This is a genomic window from Streptomyces halobius (genome assembly GCF_023277745.1).
GTDB classification, from domain to species: domain Bacteria; phylum Actinomycetota; class Actinomycetes; order Streptomycetales; family Streptomycetaceae; genus Streptomyces; species Streptomyces halobius.
Genome location: NZ_CP086322.1, coordinates 4,536,995 through 4,553,831, shown reverse-complemented (window position 1 = coordinate 4,553,831; position 16,837 = coordinate 4,536,995). Strand labels below are relative to the sequence as shown.

Below are 16,837 nucleotides of genomic sequence, written 5' to 3'. Positions count from 1 at the left end.
GCATCGCAAGGTAGACGGCAACCTCACCATCAACCACGGGAAGGACCCCCAGTAGAAGTGTCCAACGAGCCCGTTTACGGCCCCCACACAGCTGTGATCTCTTGGCCTGATCTCCGTCCCCGCCTCAACGTCATCGCGCAGCACGTACCAGACCTCGCCGGAACGATCTGGGAAAGCAGGATCTGACATGACCGCGCAGCACAGTCCATCACGATCACTACTGCCCTCGTGATGCGTAGGTCTCGGGTTCGAATCCCGAACGCGGATCTGAGAGAGACCAGGTCAGATCCCTTCTGACCTGGTCTTTTGCGTTGATCGTCCGATGGGGCGTCAGGTTGGGGTTCAGCGTTGAGGCGAGGGGAGCGCAGGGGGGAGCGCAGGAACCCAGGGGTTCGACTTCCCTCGGCTCCGCTTGTGGGATGCCCTCTGACCTGTAGAAACGTGGGTTCAGGGGGTATTTTTGGTGCGCGCACGGTGTGCACATGCGCATGTGGGGAGGGGGCGAGCTGGGAGCTCCTTGAATGTCAAGGGACGTAGGCGCTCCCCGACCTCTTGCCGATCCCCCTGGTGATCTTTCCCGCCCTCGTGACGGGCACTCCGTGCGAGAGGACTGGGAGCGCCTCGGGGTTTCCTGCTTGTTCGACAGAGTGGGCGTGTGCCCGAGGAGACGTACAGCATCGGTGAGGGGCCGGCGACGGTGGAGTCTGCAGGGGCCGGTCCGGATCGTTGCCGTGCAGTGCCGTACGCCATCTTTTCTGAGTCGGGTGCGGGAGTTGCCGGTGAAGCCCGTGACCTATCCATGGCCTGCCGAGTTCGTCACAATCGGACAGGGCGGTGTCATCACCCGACCGGGACGGCAGCATCGGCCTTGGGACGGGGCTCCCCCGCCACCTGCACGCGGCGATCAACTGGTACGCCCTCCAACCGCGTCGAAAGAGCGTGGACTTGCGAGCGTCGCCGAGTTGGCCGTCGTTTCCGGCATCGACCGGCCCTCCGGCGCGGTGGCCTGGCGTGTTTGACGCTCTGGGTGGTGGCCAGCGCCATGCCGTGGACCAAGCCGCTGGCCGAGGTCCACCACACGTCGAGCAGGGAGGCGTCGTACATCGGTACGCACCGGGGCGCCGAGGTAGGTGCCGCCGAGGTAGGTGCCAGTGCCGCCCAGGGCGTCGGGCGTGCGGTGCTGGGCCTCGTAGAGCTCGTCCGGGCCGCTGCCGAGGCAGACGGCGTCGAGCACTCCCTCACCGAGGTGGGAGGCGCTGAAGTCGCCGGGGACGGGGGGCAAGCGGTGCATGGCCAAGCTCGATGAGGTGGCCTCCTTCGTGGTGAGACGCCGGGTGCTCGGTGTGTGCGTCCAGCCTCACCTCGACCACCCCATCGATCAAGCACCCACAAAAGGTGGGTGCTTACCTCTGAGTAGGGGGATCGGCCCCCAGCTCGGGCAGGGGCAGGCTCCACAGCTCCCCGACCCGTAGGGCCTGCCCCAGCGCCCGGAAGAGCACCGCCATGGTCGCGCCACCCGGCGTCGGCGCTGCGGCTACGTCTGCAACTCGTCGGCCGCCCGCCAGGCGTGGTCGACGAAGTGGGCGGCCTGCGGGTGGGCGCCGTGCGAGGGATAGGCGAGATGGGTGCGCACGGCGGGTGCGCCGGTCAGCGGGACGAGATGCACGGAGGGGTGCGTGTAGCGGCGGGCGGTGGAGATCGGTGCGGTGCCCACGCCGAGGCCGGCGGCCACCTGCTCCAGCCACTCGTCGTAGTTGCGGCACTCGGCGCCCACCACTGGGCGGCGGCCGGCGGGCCACATGTCGGGGAAGGTGGTGCCGCTGACGGTGTTGATGATCAGTGGCAGGCCGGCGAGTTCCGCCCAGTCGAGTTCGGTGCGTCCGGCCAGCTCCCAGCTCGCGGGGACGGCCGCGATGCGGGGCTCCTCGTAGAGGAAGAAGCTGCGCAGGTTCTTGGGCAGCTGTGAGCCGCGCAGCAGGCCCAGGTGCACCTGGCCGGTATCGAGCCCGGCCTGGGGGATGTCACAGCGAAGGAATTCGACTCCGACCCCGGTTTCCTCCGCGAACCGGGCGGCGAGCCGCGATAAACCCTCGGGCAGTCCCCAGCTGAACCCGACGCGAAGTTTCTCGCCTTCCCGCAAATCCCTTAGTGTCCGGTCGAGTTGGCCGAGCAGCGGGCCGAGGTTCTGCCACAGCTTCTCCCCTTTGTCGGTCAACTCCGTTCTACGGGTGTTGCGTTCGAAGAGCTGGACCCCCAGGGACTCCTCAAGGGACTTAATGGTGCGGGTGAGGGTCGGCTGGGCGAGATGGAGTCGTCGGCCGGCCGCTGTGAAGCCCCCTTCCTCGGCGACCGCCAGAAAGCATCGCAGGTGACGCAGGTCGACATTCATTCGTTGAGCGTATAGGTGGTTCAACAATGTCATTTCTCCCACACCGGTCGGGTGTCTAGTGTTCTGGGTGTGGCCGCGCGGACGGGATGTCCGGCCAGCGTGACGGGTCATTACCTGACGCTGCGTGTAGCCATGCGTCCAACGGGGGTTTCATCATGATCATTAATTTGTGCGCGTCATCGATCGGCATAGCGCAAAAATCAGCCAAAGAACATGTAAAGGCATTCGCGTCCGGTCGAGACGTCCGGTGGATGGCGGCGCTCCAGGCCCCATTCCACCTGTCTGCCATGCCTGTCGGGCGCGCTTCGTAGCGCCGATTCCGCGCGCCGCCGGGTAGCGGCACTGGGCGCGGACTGGTAATTCGGATCGATGCGGTACGCCGACTCCGGGTCGTCGTGCCGTCGATGACCGCTGCCCTCTCGAAACTTATTCCCTCATCTCTTCACGTCTTCTTTACGGGCCTGTCGACCGACCCTTCCCGGTACGTCTTTGCTGCCCATCGAGGGCTATGCCGACTGGGCTTTTCTAAATGTCCGTTCTGCTGCCGTAAATCACTAAGAAGGATTTTTGCTGTGCCGGTAATCGATATGCGCAACGGTCCCCTTGAGCATGTTGTCGTCGACGGTGACCCGGATCTGGCACCCCTGGTCTTCCTGCACGGCGGACTCGGCTGCCTCGCGGCCTGGGGACGCTTCCCCGCCCGGCTGGCCGCTGCCACCGGACGCCGCGCCCTGGTCTACTCCCGCCACGGAAACGGCGGCAGCGGCCCCGACCCGCTGCCCCGCACCCCCCGCTACATGCACGAGCACGCCCAGGACGTGCTGCCCGAGCTGCTCGACGCGCTGGGCATGCACCGGCCCGTTCTCGTCGGCCACAGCGACGGCGCCTCCATCGGACTGCTGTACGCCTCGGCGCACCCCGTGGAAGCCGTCGTGGGGATGGGCCCGCACATGTACTTCGAAGACGAGAACCGCATGGGCATCGAGAACGCCCGCGCCTCCTACGAGGCGGGCCCGCTCGCCAAGAAGATGGCCATGGTGCACGACGACCCCCGGGGGGTCTTCGAGCGCTGGAGCGGAGTCTGGCTCTCGCCCCCCTTCCGCAACTGGTCCATCGAGGACGACCTCGACGTCACCGCTCCGGTGCTGGTGATCCAGGGCGACGCGGACGAGTACGGCTCCCTCGCCCAGGTCGACGCCGTCGAGCGCGCGGTGCGCGGCCCCTTCCGGCGCCTGGTCCCCGAGGGCTGTGACCACTACCCCCACCTGGTCCGCCCCGACCTCGTCATCGACACCGTCGGCGACTTCCTCGCCGAGCACGCGCAGACCGTGGAGGTCGCCCGATGACCGAGCAGACCTCCGTACGCCTCGATGCCCTGCTGGCCCGCTCCGCGCGGGCATACCCCGACCGCACCGCTCTGGAGGGAGGCGGCGAGAGCTGGACGTATGCCGAACTCGACCGCGCCGTCGATGCATTGGCGGCCGAACTGTCCGCCACCGGCGTCGCACCGGGCGACCGAGTCGGCGTCTACGCCCCCAAGACCCCGGCCACCGTCATCGCCCTGTACGCGGCGCTGCGGGCCGGTGCGGTGACCACGCCCCTCGACATCGCCGACCCGCCGGAACGTACCGCCCGCATGATCCGCAACACGGGCCTGTCCCTGATGCTGACCTGCGGCCGTGCCCTGGCCGGGGCCCGCCGCGCCGCCACCCGCGCCCGCGACGGAGCCCCGGTCACCGAGAGCGCCCTCGACCACGGACTGCACCGGCTGCGGATCCTCGCCCCCGAGGAACGCCCCGCACCACTGCCCGCGCCCACCGACTCCGGCGGCTACATCCTGTTCACCTCCGGCAGCACCGGCTGGCCCAAGGGCGTCCTGCTCTCACACGAGAACGTTGCCCACTACGCGCTGTGGGCCGCCGGCGAGTTCGGCCTCACACCGGAGGACCGGATCGGCTCGCAGGCCGCCCTCACCTTCGACCTGACCACCTTCGACCTGTTCAGCGCCGCCGCCGTGGGGGCCTGCACGGTCCTGATGCCGGACCTGCTTCGGGCCTTCCCGCGGGATGTTGTCGGATGGCTGGCCGAGCAGCGCATCACCGTCTTCATGGCTGTGCCGTCCCTCTACCACGGCATGCTCCAGCAGGGCGGTATCGCCGACGCCCCGCCGCCGGCCCTGCGTATTGCGGCCTTCGGCGGGGAGGCGTTCGCCCCCGAACTGCTGGAGCAGTACCTGCAGTTGCTCGACGGGGTGCCCTTCTACAACCTGTACGGGCCCACCGAGACCAATGCCTGCACCTACTACCGGGTGCCGGCCGACTGGACCGCCGACCGGGCAATGCCCATCGGCCGCGGCATCGGCGGCGTCCACATCGAAGTGCTTGACGAGGACGGCCGTCCCACCGACGGCCCGGGCGAGATCCACATCGCCGGACCCACCGTCTTCCAGGGCTATCTGCGTGGTGGCGAACCGAGCGACCCCACCGTCAACGTCACCTTCCGCGACGGTGCGGTCCGCCGCGCCTACGCCAGCGGCGACATGGGCCGGATCGCCCCCGACGGCCTGGTGTTCCTGCGCGGCCGGCGCGACAACCAGGTCAAGCGGCGCGGCCACCGCATCGACCTGATGGACGTGGAGAACGCCGCCCTTGAGCTGCCGCAGGTCGCCACCGCCGCGGTCGTCGCCAAGCACGGCCCGCACTCCGGCCAGATCTGGGTCTACGCACAGACCGACGCCACCGAGCGAGAGGTCCTGGCCGCGCTGCGCGATGTGCTGCCCAAGCGGATGCTGCCCGACCGGGTGGTGCCGCTCACCACTCTGCCCACCACTATCAGCGGGAAGGTCGATCGCCGCGTGCTGAGCGACACCGACGGCCCCGCACTGCAGGAGGAGATCACCGTATGAACAGCGTCGAAGAACTCTGCACCCTCATCGGCAGCCGTATCACGTGGGGACGCGGCGAGGACGCCGGCTCGCTGAACGCCGACACCCCGCTGCTCGAGCTGGGCCTGGTCGACTCGCTGGCGATCATGGAGATCGTCGCGGCGCTCGACAAGGAAGCCGGCATCAGCCTGCCCGACACCGAGATCGTCGCTGCCAACTTCCGTAGCCCCAAGGCCCTTTGGAGCGCCATCGAGAACCTGTCCGGCGAGGGCCGCAAGTGAGCGCGGCGGCCACCGCGGCCCTGCGCACCGGCGCCCCGGAGACCGAGGAAATCGTCGACACGTACCGGGACTTGGCGGCACCGGTGGTGGCGCAGATCGCGGACGAGGGCTTCACCGCCCAGTGGCGGGCCATGGCCGACCTCGGGGTGCTCCAGCTCGCCGGGCCGGACGCCACGGCACCCGGCCCGGTCACCCGCTCGCTCGCCGTGATCGAGGGCATCGGTCTGGCCGGCGCCGATCCGGGTCTGTGCTACGCGCTGGCCTCGCAGCTCTTCGGCATGCAGTTCCCACTGCGGGACGCCCTCGGCGACGGCGCCTGGCGGGCGGTCGATGACGTCCAGCAGGGGCGGGTGCTGCTGTGCCACGCGCTGACCGAACGTGGCGGCGGCAGTGACCCATTCTCCATGGAGACCCGCGCCCGGCGCGATGGTGACGGCTTCGTACTCGACGGCGCCAAGACGTTCATCACCGCCGCGCCCGTGGCCGACCGGGCGATCGTCTTCGCCCGTACCGCCGAGGGACGCTCACCGTTCGCGCTCTCCGCGTTCCTCTTCCCGCTCGACCTGCCGGGGATCCGCCGCGGCGAGACCTTCGCCAAGACCGCCCTGCCCACTGTGCCGATGGGAGAGCTCATCTTCGAAGGTGCCCGGCTGCCGGCCGGTGCGCTGCTCGGCGAGGAGGGCTCCGGGCTGGCGGTGATGGCCTCCACCACCGCCTGGGAGCGTTCCGTCATCCTCGGCTACGCCCTCGGCCCGATGCAGCGCCTCCTGGCCCGCACCGTCGACTGGGCCGCGGACCGCGACCACTTCAACCGCAGCATGGGCGCGAGCCACCAGGTCGCCGGCCGGATCAGCGATATGGCCCTGGCGCTGCACCGCTCCCGCGTCCAGCTCTACTCGATGGCCGCCCGGCTCGATGCCGGCACGCCCGCCCGGCAGTTGGCCGCCGAGGCCGCGCTTACCAAGATCTCCGTTTCCGAGGACTACGTACGGCTGACCGAGCACGCCACCGCGCTCTCCGGCGTCCGTGCCTTCCTCCCCGACTTCGACCTCGCCGCCGACCTGGCCGGCCCCATGGCGGCCCTCACCTACGCCGGCCCGAACGACCTGCTGCGCGTGGGTGTCGCACGCCAACTCGGCCTCCCCGTCGAGAACTGACCGGACGGGAAACCGACCGGCCGACCACCGACCCGAAGGATTTCGATGACGCTGCCGACCCAACTCGATGACCTCCTCAAACTCGCCGCGGAGGCCGGCGCCCAACTTGCCCCGCTCGCCTCCGACACCGACGCCGGCCGCGATTACGGCCACGAGACCTATCGCGTGCTGCGCGAGTCCGGTCTGCTCGCCCTGCTCGTCCCCCAGGAAGCGGGCGGCGCCGGCATCGGCTTCGGCGACTACTGGCGGGTGCTGGCCGAACTCGCCCGGCACAATGGTGCTGCCGCCCTCGGCTTCAACATGCACCACGTCGTCATGGGGGCGCTGGCCGACGCCGACGGCACGCGGCTGCCCCCGGCCGCCGAGATGTTCCGCGCCTGGATGCTGGACGAGGTCGTGAATGGGCGCAAACTGTTCGCCTCCGCCACCTCCGAGGCCGGCCGCGGCGCCAAACTCCGCGGAATGCGGACCCGGTACCGCCTTTCCGACGACGGCACGCACTACATACTGAGCGGCAAGAAGTCCTTTGTGTCGCTGGCCGGCGCCGCCGACTACTACGTCGTCGCGGCCGCCGCCGACGACGGCAGCGAGGACACCGGCGAGGTGTCGCACTTCGTCGTCGCCGCCGACGACCCCGGCGTCAGCTTCGGCACTGTGCAGCACATGTCGGCGATGTACGGCACGAGCACCGCCCCTATGACGCTGGACGAGGTCCCGGTGCCCCGTTCCCGCCTCTACCTTGGTGTCGAGGGCATGTCCCTGTTCAAGGTCGTCCGCGAACCGCACTGGATGATCGCCGGCTACACCGGCGCCTACCTCGGTATCGCCGAGGCCCTCTTCCAGCACACCGTCGACCATGTCACCGCCTCTCCCGCCCGCGCCGACTCCCCTGTCGTACAGCAGGAGCTGGGCAGGATGGCCGCCCGGCTGTGGGCCGCCCGCGCTCTGGTGCACGAGGCCGGTGACCTCGTCACCGGCCAGCGCGGCAGCCTGGAGGCCAACGCCATGGTGCACGCCGCCAAGTACGTCGTCGGCGAGGTCGGCCCGCAGCTCGCCCAGGACGCGCTGCGGCTGTGCGGCTCGGCCGCCGTCAGCCGCAGCCACCCGCTGGAGCGGCTGATCCGCGAAGCCCAGTTCGCCCATGTGATGCCCGCCAAGCCGCAGGAGTGTCTGGAGTACCTGGGCAAGTCCGCCGTCGGTGTCAACCTCTACGACGCCCGGGCCTTCGCATGGTGACCCCCGTGCAGGACGAACTCGCGGTGACCCGCGACGCCTTCCGGGCCCTGATGGGCTCCCACCCCAGCGGCGTCGCCGTCATCACCACCGCCGACGCAGAGGGCAGGCCGTACGGCTTCACCTGCACCGCCCTGTGCTCGGTCTCCCTCGACCCGCCGCAGCTGCTGGTGTGCGCGGGCAACAGCGGGAGCACCCTCCCGATCCTCGCCGCCCGCGGGAGCTTCATCGTCAACCTCCTGCACAGCGGGGGGCGGCGCGCCGCCGCAGCGTTCGCCGGGCCGGCCGCCGAGCGGTTCAGCACCGTCCCCTGGCAGCCCGCGCCCGTCACCGGTCTGCCGGCGCTGCCGCAGGACGCGCACGCCACCGCGGAGTGCCGCGTCACCCGCCTCACCCCGGCCGGCGATCACACCGTTGTGATCGGCGAGGTGGTGCGCATCCAGACGCACACCCCGGCCACCGAAGCGGCGCCGCTGCTGTACGGCATGCGCCGCTACGCCACTTGGCAGGCCTGACCCGGCCGCGCCCGCCGGCCCACCCGCGGCCGCGCCGAACCACCGCACGTCCCACTACACGTGAGGAATCCCCATGTATCGCACCCTGATGAAGTCGAAGATCCACCGCGCCACCGTCACCCAGGCCGACCTGCACTACGTCGGATCGGTGACCGTCGACTCCGATCTGATGAAGGCCGCGAACCTGATGGCCGGCGAGAAGGTCGACATCGTCGACATCGACAACGGCGCCCGGCTGTCCACGTATGTCATCGAGGGCCCGGCCGGCTCCGGCGTCATCGGCATCAACGGCGCCGCGGCCCGGCTCATCAGCCCAGGCGACCTCGTCATCCTCATCGCCTATGCCTCCATGACGGACGCCGAGGCCGCCTCGTTCGTCCCCGACGTCGTCTTCGTCGACGAGCACAACGCCATTTCGGGCCTGGGCGGCGACCCGGCCGAGGTGCCCGAGGGGTCGGGCCTCAAGCGCGGCGACCTCGTAGCCAACTAAGCGCCTGCGGAGGCTACTTCAGGGAGATGCCATGACGATCTCAGTGGTCAGCGGTGGCACCCGCGGCATCGGACGGGCACTGAGCCTCAGGCTCGCCGCCCTCGGCCACCGGGTGATCGCCCTCTACCGGGGTGACGACTTCGCCGCACAGCAGACCGCGAAGGCCGGCCAAGGCCGGATCGAGACGCTGCGCTGCGATCTCGCCCGACCCGAGGAGATCCGGGCGGTCTGCTACCGGATCACCGGCGAGTACGGCGCACCCTCCGTGCTCGTCAACAACGCCGGCGTCAACCGCGACCGGCCGTTCCTGTCGATGACCACCGAGGACTGGGACACGGTGCTGGCCACCAACCTCTCCGGCCCCTTCCACCTCAGCCAGGCCCTGGCGCCCGCGATGACGGAGGCCGGCGGCGGCAGCATCGTCAACGTCGCCTCCACCACGGCGATCCGCCCCCGGGTGAACGGCGCCAACTACTGCGCGAGCAAGGCGGGCCTGCTCCAGCTCACCAAGTGCCTGGCCCTGGAACTCGCCCCGCACATCAGGGTGAACGCCCTGCTGCCCGGATTCACCGACACCGAAGAGGTCACCGAGCGCTACCGCCTCGACGACCCGGAGAGGCTGGCCGCCGTCCTGGACACCATCCCGGGCCGCCGGCTCGGCACGGCCGAGGACATGGCCGACGCCCTGGAATTTCTGGTGACCGCGCGCAGCGGCTATGTCTCCGGACAGCAACTCATCGTCGACGGCGGCCACTTCATGGGATGACCCCCCGCCACCGGTACGCACATCCCTACCGGTCCGTCCCGACAGATTCCCTCACCTCTCAGGAGAAGAAACTCATGCGACTGACCCAGCAACAGGCAGACCACTACGACGCGCACGGGTTCCTCATGCTCGAATCCCTCCTCGACGCAGAGGAGGTGGAGATCCTGCGCGCGGCCTTCGAGCGCGATGCGAAGGTACCCGGCCCGCAGGTGGTGGCCGAGGACGGCGGGACGGAGGTGCGCGCCGTCTACTCCTCGCACCAGCGGCAGCCCGAGTACGCGGGCCTGATCCGCGACCCGCGCATCCTGGAGCCCGTCCAGCAGCTGCTCACCGACGACGTCTACGTCTACCAGTTCAAGATCAACGCCAAGCCGGCCTTCGGCGGCGACAAGTGGGCCTGGCACCAGGACTACCTCGCCTGGCGCCTCGCCGACGGCCTGCCCGCCCCGCGCCAGGTCAACATCGGAGTCTTCCTCGACGACGTCACCGAGTTCAACGGCCCGGTCATCTTCCTGCCCGGCTCGCACCGGCAGGGGCTCGTCCGCGAGGGCCGCTCGGCCGCCGCCAGGTCCGAGCAGCACCTCGACCCCGACGACATCTCGCTGACGCCACAGCAGCTCACGGAGCACGTCGACCGCTACGGCATGACGAGCCCCAAGGGCCCGGCCGGCTCCGTCGTGCTGTTCTCCCCCGAGATCATGCACGGCTCGGCGCCCAACATGTCGCCGTTCGCCCGCCGGCTGCTGATCGCCACCTACAACGACTGCAGCAACCTGCCGCGGCCCAAGGGCGAGCCCCGGCCGGAGTACGTCGTGTGCCGCGACACCGAGCCGCTGCGCCCGCTGGCGGCGCCGTTCTCCCAGACGCTGGGCACGGTGGCGGCATGACACGGCGCACCGGACGCGCCGTCGTCCTGGAGGAGTTCGGCAAGCCGCTGCGGCTGCGGGAGTTCCCGCTGCCGCAGGCCCCCGACGGCGGCCTGATCGTCGCCTGCGGATACGGCGGCGTCTGCGGCACCGACCTGCACCTGCAGCAGGGCCACTTGGACATCCCCATACCGCTCACGCTCGGACACGAAGGGCTCGGTGTGGTACAGGCGTTGGGCGCCGGTACCCACCACGACGCCGCCGGGGCGCCGCTTGCGGCCGGCGACACGGTGATGTGGGCCTCCTCCATCGCCTGCGGCGTCTGCCCGCCCTGCCGGCTGCACCGCGAGCCGACCCTGTGCGAGCGGCGCCGCACCTACGGCGTCAACCGCGCCCTCGGCGACGGTCCGGAGCTCTCTGGTGCCTGGGCCGACCACATCGTGCTGCAGCCCGGCACCACCGTGATCAAGGTGCCCGACGGCACCGACCCGCTCGCCGCCATGTCGCTGGCCTGCGCCGGACCCACCGTGGCCCACGCGCTCTACGAGCGGCGGCCGGTGCGGCTCGGCGAGACCGTCGTGGTGCAGGGCAGCGGCCCGGTCGGGCTGGCGGCGGCCGCGTTCGCGCAGCTGGCCGGCGCCGCCAAGGTCATCGTCGTGGGCGGTCCGGCCGCCCGGCTGGACCGAGCCCGCGCGGCCGGCATCGGTGACGTCCACCTGAACATCGCCGGCGTCGACGACCCCGAGATGGTCCTGCGGAAGGTGCGGGAGGCCACCGGCGGGGACGGCGCCGACCTGGTCATCGAGTGCGCCGGGGTGCCAGCCGCCGTCGGGCAGGGCCTCACCCTGGCCCGCCGGGGCGGCAGTTACCTGATCATCGGCCAGTACACGGACGCCGGGGACACCCTGATCAACCCGCACCAGATCGTCCACCGGCAGCTCGACGTCGTCGGCTCCTGGGCATTCACCGGCGCCCATCTCGTCGAGTACGTCCGCCTGCTGCCGGCCCTGACCGCCCGGTTCGCCCTGGCGGGCCTGGTGACGGCTTTCCCGCTGGAGGAGCACGCCAACGCGCTCGCCGCGGTCGCCGACGGATCGGTGATGAAGGCGGTGCTGACGTCCTGACGCCACACGTCCTGGCACCGCGCAGGCCCTGACACCTCACGCGCCCGGACACCTCACCACCCGATGCCCACCTCCTGGCGTACCGGCCCCGCGGTACACCGGTGACGGTGAAGAGGACGGCCCGGCCGTGGCTCACCGCCGCGGCCGGGCCGTCGCGCCTGTCTGCCCGCCTTACGGGGCCCGGCCGGGACACCGGCTCACTCGATGAGCGCCTGCAGCGCCTTCTCCGTAGCCGGGTCGTCGGGGAGGTAGGCCAGCAGGTGGTGGCCCGGCTCGTCCACGGCGGCGAGTTTGACGTACCGCAGCCGCAGATCACCGGCGACCGGGTGCCGGAAATGTCGTACGGCGGGGTGGAACGCCGAGGTCTCCCGGCGGTCGTACCAGCGGGCGGCGTCCGGATCGGCCAGCAGTTCCCCGGCGACCTCGGCGTACCTGCCGTCCTCTGGGTACCGGGCCGCCTGCGCCCGGAACTGGCCGAGCAGACTCCGCGCCTCCGACTCCCAACTGGCCAGCAGCGTACGGGCGGGCTGCCAGCGGAAGACCAGCCACAGCAGATTGCGCTGTTTGGGCGCGAGCCGTGCCAGGTCGGTGAGGAGCGCGGTGTACCCCGCGTTCCAGGCCAGCAGGTCCCAGTGCGGGTCGAGCACCACCGCCGGGTTCGGTGCCAGCGACTCCACCAGCGACAGCAGGTTGCGCGACACCCATCCAGGCGGGCGCCCGGCCCGCGCGGTGTGTTCCACGAACGACAGCACATGCGCAGTCTCGTCCGCGTTCAGCTGCAGCGCCCGCGCCACCGACCGCAGCACCTGCTCCGACGTCCGCACCCGGCCCTGCTCCAGCCAGGCGTACCAGGAGCTGCTGACCCCGGCCAGCTCCGCGACCTCATCGCGCCGCAGCCCCGGGGTGCGGCGCCGCGGCGAGCCGGGCAGCCCCACGTCGGCGGGCGCCAGCCGCTCACGGCGAGAGCGCAGAAACGCGCCCAGTTCGCGGCGCGGGCCGTCGGACCTGCTTCCGTGCACGCGCCCACTCCCTCTAGCGCTGTCGACCTGCTCCTGGGGTCGTACACCGTGCCCGCAGGGTGTGAGCAAGGGTAATCGGCTGCGGTACCACGCGGCCGGCCTGCGGTGATGGGCTGGTGCCTGCCGGGCCGACAGCATCGGCAGGCATGGACACAAGGAGCCCCATGGACACCACCGACTCACCCCCAGCCACTCCCACACCCACTCCCACACCCACTCCCACACCCCCTCCAGCCACCGCCGCCACGTCCCCCTACGGCCCGACCGCCCCGCCGATGCCTGCCGCCTCGCTGCGCCTGCTGCGCACCGCCGGCTTCGTCAGCAACTTCGACCGCTTCTGCATCACGCCGATGGTGATGCTCATCGGCGCCCAGCTGGGCGCACCGCTCCCCACGGTGATGCTTGCCGCCAGCGGCTACTTCCTCGCGTATGGACTGATGCAGCCGATATGGGGCCTGGCGAGCGACCGGCTGGGGCGGGTGCGGGTGATGCGGCTCTCGCTGGCCGGCGCCGCCGTCGCCGCACTCGCCTCGGTGCTCGCACCCAACCCGACGGTCCTGATCGTGGCCCGTGCAGCGGCCGGAGCGTTCTTCGCCGCGTCCATCGCCGCGTCCATCACCTACGTCGGGGACACCGTGCCCGCCGCGGTCCGCCAGCGCCCGCTCAGCGAGCTGATGACCGCGTTCGCACTGGGCACCGCCGTGGCGACCGTCATCGCCGGGGCGCTGGCGCACTACGTCAGCTGGCGCCTGGTCTTCGCCCTGCCCGGCCTGATCGCCGCCTATCTGGCAGTCGCCCTGCGCCGGCTGCCGGAGCCGCCGCGCGAGGCGTCCGGTGCGCTGTTCGCCCCGTTCAAGGTCGTGCTGCGCTCCCGCTGGCAGTGGTACGTGATGGCCGTCGCGATGCTCGAAGGCGCCGTCCTGCTGGGCTTCTTGACCTATATCGCGCCGGCGCTGGAGGTCCAGGGAGCCTCGGCGACGCTGGCCGGCGCAGTGTCCGCGCTCTACGGAGTGGGCTCGATGACCGCGGCGCAGATCGTCAAGCGGCTGGTAGGGCGCTGGTCGCCGGTGTGGCTGATCGTGGCCGGTGGGGTGCAGATGCTGGTGGCCTTCGGCCTCGCCGCGACCAGTACGTCAGTGCCCGCACTGGTGGCGTGCGCCCTGCTGCTCGGTGGCGGCTGGTCGTTCATGCATTCCACGGTCCAATCCTGGGCCACCGCCCTGTCCCCGACGGCCCGCGCCACCGGCGTAGCGATGTTCGGTCTGGCCCTGTACGTCGGCAGTGCGCTGGCCAGCGCCCTCGCCGCCCAGCCCGCCGAACACCACGCCTACCGGGGCATGTTCCTGACGGCCGCGGTCCTGACCATCCCGCTGACCATCGCCGCGGCCGTGGGCCGCGCCCGCTATCGGAACTGAGCGCCGCGCGGAACAACCCTCCAGTCGATGTCTCCACAGGCTGGAGGGGTGCGTGGCGGCCGGGGCAACGGCCTGCGGCCCCGGTCAGCCGAGCCACTCGCCGTCGCGCATCACCCGCCCCGGGAACTCACGTTCGCCGCACCGGACGTGCGCCGTGTCCGGCTGGGCCGTGAAGTACGCGTACGAGCCGCTCGCCTTCCGCGACTCCCAGCCCGTAGGGCCGCGAACGCCTCCGCCGCCGCATCCCTGAGCGATCCACCGCTGCGGCGACCTTTGCCCCGCCCGCCATCGCTCGCGCCGCCTCGGCATTGTTCGATGCCGACAAGACCGGTTCGGTGTATGGGCTGGGGTCGCTGTGCGGCGTTGGAGCGTCACCGGACGCGACAGGGGGAGCGCAAGGGGAGCGCGGACGCCTTTTGACGGCGCAGCACGGAACACACACAGCGGGACCGCGACGCGTGCTACGCCCATGACTACGCCAGCATCGTCAGCCCGGACTTGCTGCCTCCGCGGAGGTCCGGGGCTCCCGGGTTTCGGAGATATCGGACGCCGGGCGGCGAAACTCTCTAGAGTGCATGATCGTCGGGCAGTGCGTGCAGGGCACTGCGGATGGTCGAGGGGACTGTTGTGAGGGTCGAACTTCCGCCGGAGCCGGTGTACTTCGTCAACCGTGACGATGAGCGGGAGCGTGCCGTGCGCGCCGTGACGGATTGGCGGAGCCGTTCCCGTCCGCTGGTCCTGGCGCTGAGCGGGCCGGGCGGCTTGGGAAAGACGGAGCTGGCCGGACTGATCGCCCGCACTCTGCTCGACCGCTACCCCTTTACCGATGGTGTGCTGTCCGTCGACCTCGAAGACTTCCGGGCGGACGGCGTGCTGGACCCCGGTGATGTGCTCTCCCAGTTGCTGAACTCCCTCGATGTGGCGCCGGACCAGGTGCAGGCCCAGTACGCGGCTCGGTGCAGGCAGTACTGGAACAGGACCTCCGACGCGAAACTGGTCCTCGTGCTGGACAACGCGCGGTACGCCTCGGAGGTCGTCCCCCTGCTTCCGGCGTCGGGCGACAGCGTGGTGATCGTCACGAGTCATGGTCCGCTCCACGAGCTCGAAGCCGGCGCCGCGGTGGATCTGGCGCTGCCGCCGCTGGAGGAGCGGGCGGCAACGGAACTGCTGGAGCTGATCGTCCGTGACCACCGGCTGGCCGCCGACCCGGAGGCGGCGCGGGCGGTGGTCCGGTTGTGCGACGGCCTCCCCGCGGCGCTGCACGTGGCGGGCCGGTGGGTGCGCACGCACCGGCTGCGTCCGCTCTCCCGTATCCTCGCCGATCTCCAGGCCGAGTTGGACGAGAAGGGCGTGTCCGGCGTGGAGCACATCTGGGACGCGGCATACGCCGATCTGTCCCGCCCGGCGGCCCTGCTCTACCGGTTGCTTCCGCACCACCCCGGTGAGACGTTCACGCTCCACTCCGCCACCGCGTTGTCGGGGCTGGGACCGGAGGCCTGCCAGGACGCCCTGGAGGAGCTGGACCGGGCTGGATTACTGGACCTGCGTCTGCTGTCGCTGACGGAGGCCGGCCAGATGCGGCTGCCCGGGCCGCAGCGCGGCCACGCCCTGCGCCGGTCCCGCCGGGAGGCGACGGAGGGGGAGGTGGCCGAGGCGCAGGTGAGGCTGCTGCGCTGGTTCGTACGGCAGGCCCAGCTGGCCGACCGGTTCGCCGCCGGCCGTCGGCTGACCGTAGGGGATTCTTTCGGCCCTGTTTCAGGTGTGCCGGACGTTCCACTGGAAGATCCGGAAGCGGCCGTGGACGACGAAGCACGGGCTGAGCGCGCCGAACGCGCGGCCCGCTGGCTGGACGAGGAACGCCATGTGCTGTTCGCGTGCTCACGCCTGGCCCACGGCCGTGGGATGGACACCGAGGTCGTGGCCCTGTCCGAGCCCGTGTGGACGCATGCCCTGGACCGTCCCCACCAGTCCGAGGTCGTCGAGGTCTTCCGGCGCGCCGTCGACTCGGCAGTCCGGCACGGGGGGAACGCGGGGTGGCTGGTGCGCACACGCTGCCAGCTGGCCAGGCCGCTGTGGGAGTCGGGAGAGCTGAGCGAGGCCGCGGTCCAGCTCGACGGCGCGATGTCCGCCCTTGCACTGCTCGGGGACTCCGAACGGGACCGCAAGCTCGCCGCGTCGGCCGTCGAGCACCGCGGCATGCTCAAGGGCGTACGGGGTGAGTGGAGCGCAGCTCTGGCCGACTTCGCCGGCTCCCGCGACATGCACCGGGAGATCCCCAACCCCTACGGCGTCCTGCTCCAGACCTACCGGATGGGAGAGGCGAGCGCGAAGGTGGGCGACCTTGAGACAGCGCATCGTCTGCTGTCCGAGGCGCACACCGGGTTCGTGGCGGAGAAGCGCGAGAGGCTGATCGGACGCTCGGCGTTCGCCCTCGCCGGTGTCCTGCACCGCCTCGGTCGGGCGGACGAGGCCCGTGATCTGTACCAGCAGTCGCTCGGGCGTGCCGGCAGGCGCCGCTCAGGCTTCGATCTGGCACGCGTCCACGACGCGCTCGCGGACTTGAACACAGCCGAAGGGCAGTTGGCGGAGGCCGAGGAGCACCGTACGGCGGCCCGGGCCCTCCGGCGGAGCAACGGCCTGGTCTAGGCCCTGTCGTCGAATTTCCCCCCGAAGGGCGGGCCCCGCTGGGGCACCTCCC

The 16,837-nt window shown here is 70.7% G+C and carries 15 protein-coding genes; 12 read left to right on the top strand and 3 right to left on the bottom strand.

The window, feature by feature from the left end; genetic code table 11:
- Window positions 1–904: 904 nt before the first annotated feature.
- Both K9S39_RS20750 and K9S39_RS20745 read right to left on the bottom strand, forming a co-directional pair.
- Window positions 905–1,291, bottom strand: coding sequence for a hypothetical protein (locus tag K9S39_RS20750; RefSeq protein WP_248864870.1), 387 nt, complete (start codon window positions 1,289–1,291; stop codon window positions 905–907).
- 243 nt (window positions 1,292–1,534) lie between these two features.
- A complete protein-coding gene (locus tag K9S39_RS20745) occupies window positions 1,535–2,389 on the bottom strand; it encodes a LysR family transcriptional regulator (protein WP_248864869.1) in 855 nt (284 codons plus the stop codon).
- A gap of 572 nt (window positions 2,390–2,961) precedes the next feature.
- On the opposite strand from K9S39_RS20745, the gene K9S39_RS20740 reads away from it, so the two are divergent.
- From K9S39_RS20740 to K9S39_RS20695, 10 genes are all read left to right on the top strand, one after another.
- Window positions 2,962–3,735, top strand: a complete 774-nt coding sequence (locus K9S39_RS20740; RefSeq protein WP_248864868.1) for an alpha/beta fold hydrolase — start codon at window positions 2,962–2,964, stop codon at window positions 3,733–3,735.
- Window positions 3,732–5,294, top strand: a complete 1,563-nt coding sequence (locus K9S39_RS20735) for an amino acid adenylation domain-containing protein (RefSeq protein ID WP_248864867.1) — start codon at window positions 3,732–3,734, stop codon at window positions 5,292–5,294. The genes K9S39_RS20740 and K9S39_RS20735 overlap by 4 nt, the downstream gene beginning before the upstream one ends.
- Window positions 5,291–5,554: an acyl carrier protein gene (locus tag K9S39_RS20730; protein ID WP_248864866.1), complete on the top strand. Its 264-nt coding sequence runs from the start codon at window positions 5,291–5,293 to the stop codon at window positions 5,552–5,554. The genes K9S39_RS20735 and K9S39_RS20730 overlap by 4 nt, the downstream gene beginning before the upstream one ends.
- On the top strand, window positions 5,551–6,711 hold the full coding sequence (locus K9S39_RS20725; RefSeq protein ID WP_248864865.1) for an acyl-CoA dehydrogenase family protein: 1,161 nt from the start codon (window positions 5,551–5,553) through the stop codon (window positions 6,709–6,711). Before K9S39_RS20730 ends, K9S39_RS20725 begins: the two co-directional genes overlap by 4 nt.
- 45 nt (window positions 6,712–6,756) lie before the next feature.
- Window positions 6,757–7,947, top strand: coding sequence for an acyl-CoA dehydrogenase family protein (locus K9S39_RS20720; RefSeq protein WP_248864864.1), 1,191 nt, complete (start codon window positions 6,757–6,759; stop codon window positions 7,945–7,947).
- A gap of 5 nt (window positions 7,948–7,952) precedes the next feature.
- Window positions 7,953–8,459: a flavin reductase family protein gene (locus tag K9S39_RS20715; RefSeq protein ID WP_248864863.1), complete on the top strand. Its 507-nt coding sequence runs from the start codon at window positions 7,953–7,955 to the stop codon at window positions 8,457–8,459.
- 73 nt (window positions 8,460–8,532) lie between these two features.
- Complete coding sequence (gene panD, locus K9S39_RS20710) at window positions 8,533–8,949, top strand: aspartate 1-decarboxylase (RefSeq protein WP_248864862.1); 417 nt, start codon at window positions 8,533–8,535, stop codon at window positions 8,947–8,949.
- A gap of 31 nt (window positions 8,950–8,980) precedes the next feature.
- Window positions 8,981–9,715 carry an SDR family NAD(P)-dependent oxidoreductase gene (locus K9S39_RS20705; RefSeq protein ID WP_248864861.1) on the top strand — a complete coding sequence of 245 codons (735 nt, stop codon included), beginning with the start codon at window positions 8,981–8,983 and terminating at the stop codon, window positions 9,713–9,715.
- 74 nt (window positions 9,716–9,789) lie between these two features.
- A complete protein-coding gene (locus tag K9S39_RS20700) occupies window positions 9,790–10,602 on the top strand; it encodes a phytanoyl-CoA dioxygenase family protein (RefSeq protein ID WP_248864860.1) in 813 nt (270 codons plus the stop codon).
- A complete protein-coding gene (locus tag K9S39_RS20695; RefSeq protein ID WP_248864859.1) occupies window positions 10,599–11,705 on the top strand; it encodes a zinc-binding dehydrogenase in 1,107 nt (368 codons plus the stop codon). The genes K9S39_RS20700 and K9S39_RS20695 overlap by 4 nt, the downstream gene beginning before the upstream one ends.
- A gap of 197 nt (window positions 11,706–11,902) precedes the next feature.
- On the opposite strand, the gene K9S39_RS20690 is transcribed toward K9S39_RS20695, so the two are convergent.
- Entirely contained in the window at window positions 11,903–12,724 is an 822-nt protein-coding gene (locus K9S39_RS20690; RefSeq protein ID WP_248864858.1) for a helix-turn-helix domain-containing protein, read from the bottom strand.
- 164 nt (window positions 12,725–12,888) lie between these two features.
- Between K9S39_RS20690 and K9S39_RS20685 the strand changes: the two genes are divergently transcribed.
- Both K9S39_RS20685 and K9S39_RS20680 read left to right on the top strand, forming a co-directional pair.
- On the top strand, window positions 12,889–14,139 hold the full coding sequence (locus tag K9S39_RS20685) for an MFS transporter (protein WP_248864857.1): 1,251 nt from the start codon (window positions 12,889–12,891) through the stop codon (window positions 14,137–14,139).
- 627 nt (window positions 14,140–14,766) lie between these two features.
- Window positions 14,767–16,785: an NB-ARC domain-containing protein gene (locus K9S39_RS20680; protein WP_248864856.1), complete on the top strand. Its 2,019-nt coding sequence runs from the start codon at window positions 14,767–14,769 to the stop codon at window positions 16,783–16,785.
- Window positions 16,786–16,837 lie beyond the last annotated feature (52 nt).

What these genes read in the sequence shown, in the direction of transcription:
- K9S39_RS20750 (WP_248864870.1), bottom strand. Translation starts at nt 1,291, where the DNA reads ATGCACCGCTTGCCCCCCGTCCCCGGCGACTTCAGCGCCTCCCACCTC.
- K9S39_RS20700 (WP_248864860.1), top strand. Translation starts at nt 9,790, where the DNA reads ATGCGACTGACCCAGCAACAGGCAGACCACTACGACGCGCACGGGTTC.
- K9S39_RS20695 (WP_248864859.1), top strand. Translation starts at nt 10,599, where the DNA reads ATGACACGGCGCACCGGACGCGCCGTCGTCCTGGAGGAGTTCGGCAAG.
- K9S39_RS20685 (WP_248864857.1), top strand. Translation starts at nt 12,889, where the DNA reads ATGGACACCACCGACTCACCCCCAGCCACTCCCACACCCACTCCCACA.
- K9S39_RS20720 (WP_248864864.1), top strand. Translation starts at nt 6,757, where the DNA reads ATGACGCTGCCGACCCAACTCGATGACCTCCTCAAACTCGCCGCGGAG.
- K9S39_RS20705 (WP_248864861.1), top strand. Translation starts at nt 8,981, where the DNA reads ATGACGATCTCAGTGGTCAGCGGTGGCACCCGCGGCATCGGACGGGCA.
- K9S39_RS20735 (WP_248864867.1), top strand. Translation starts at nt 3,732, where the DNA reads ATGACCGAGCAGACCTCCGTACGCCTCGATGCCCTGCTGGCCCGCTCC.
- K9S39_RS20745 (WP_248864869.1), bottom strand. Translation starts at nt 2,389, where the DNA reads ATGAATGTCGACCTGCGTCACCTGCGATGCTTTCTGGCGGTCGCCGAG.
- K9S39_RS20730 (WP_248864866.1), top strand. Translation starts at nt 5,291, where the DNA reads ATGAACAGCGTCGAAGAACTCTGCACCCTCATCGGCAGCCGTATCACG.
- panD (WP_248864862.1), top strand. Translation starts at nt 8,533, where the DNA reads ATGTATCGCACCCTGATGAAGTCGAAGATCCACCGCGCCACCGTCACC.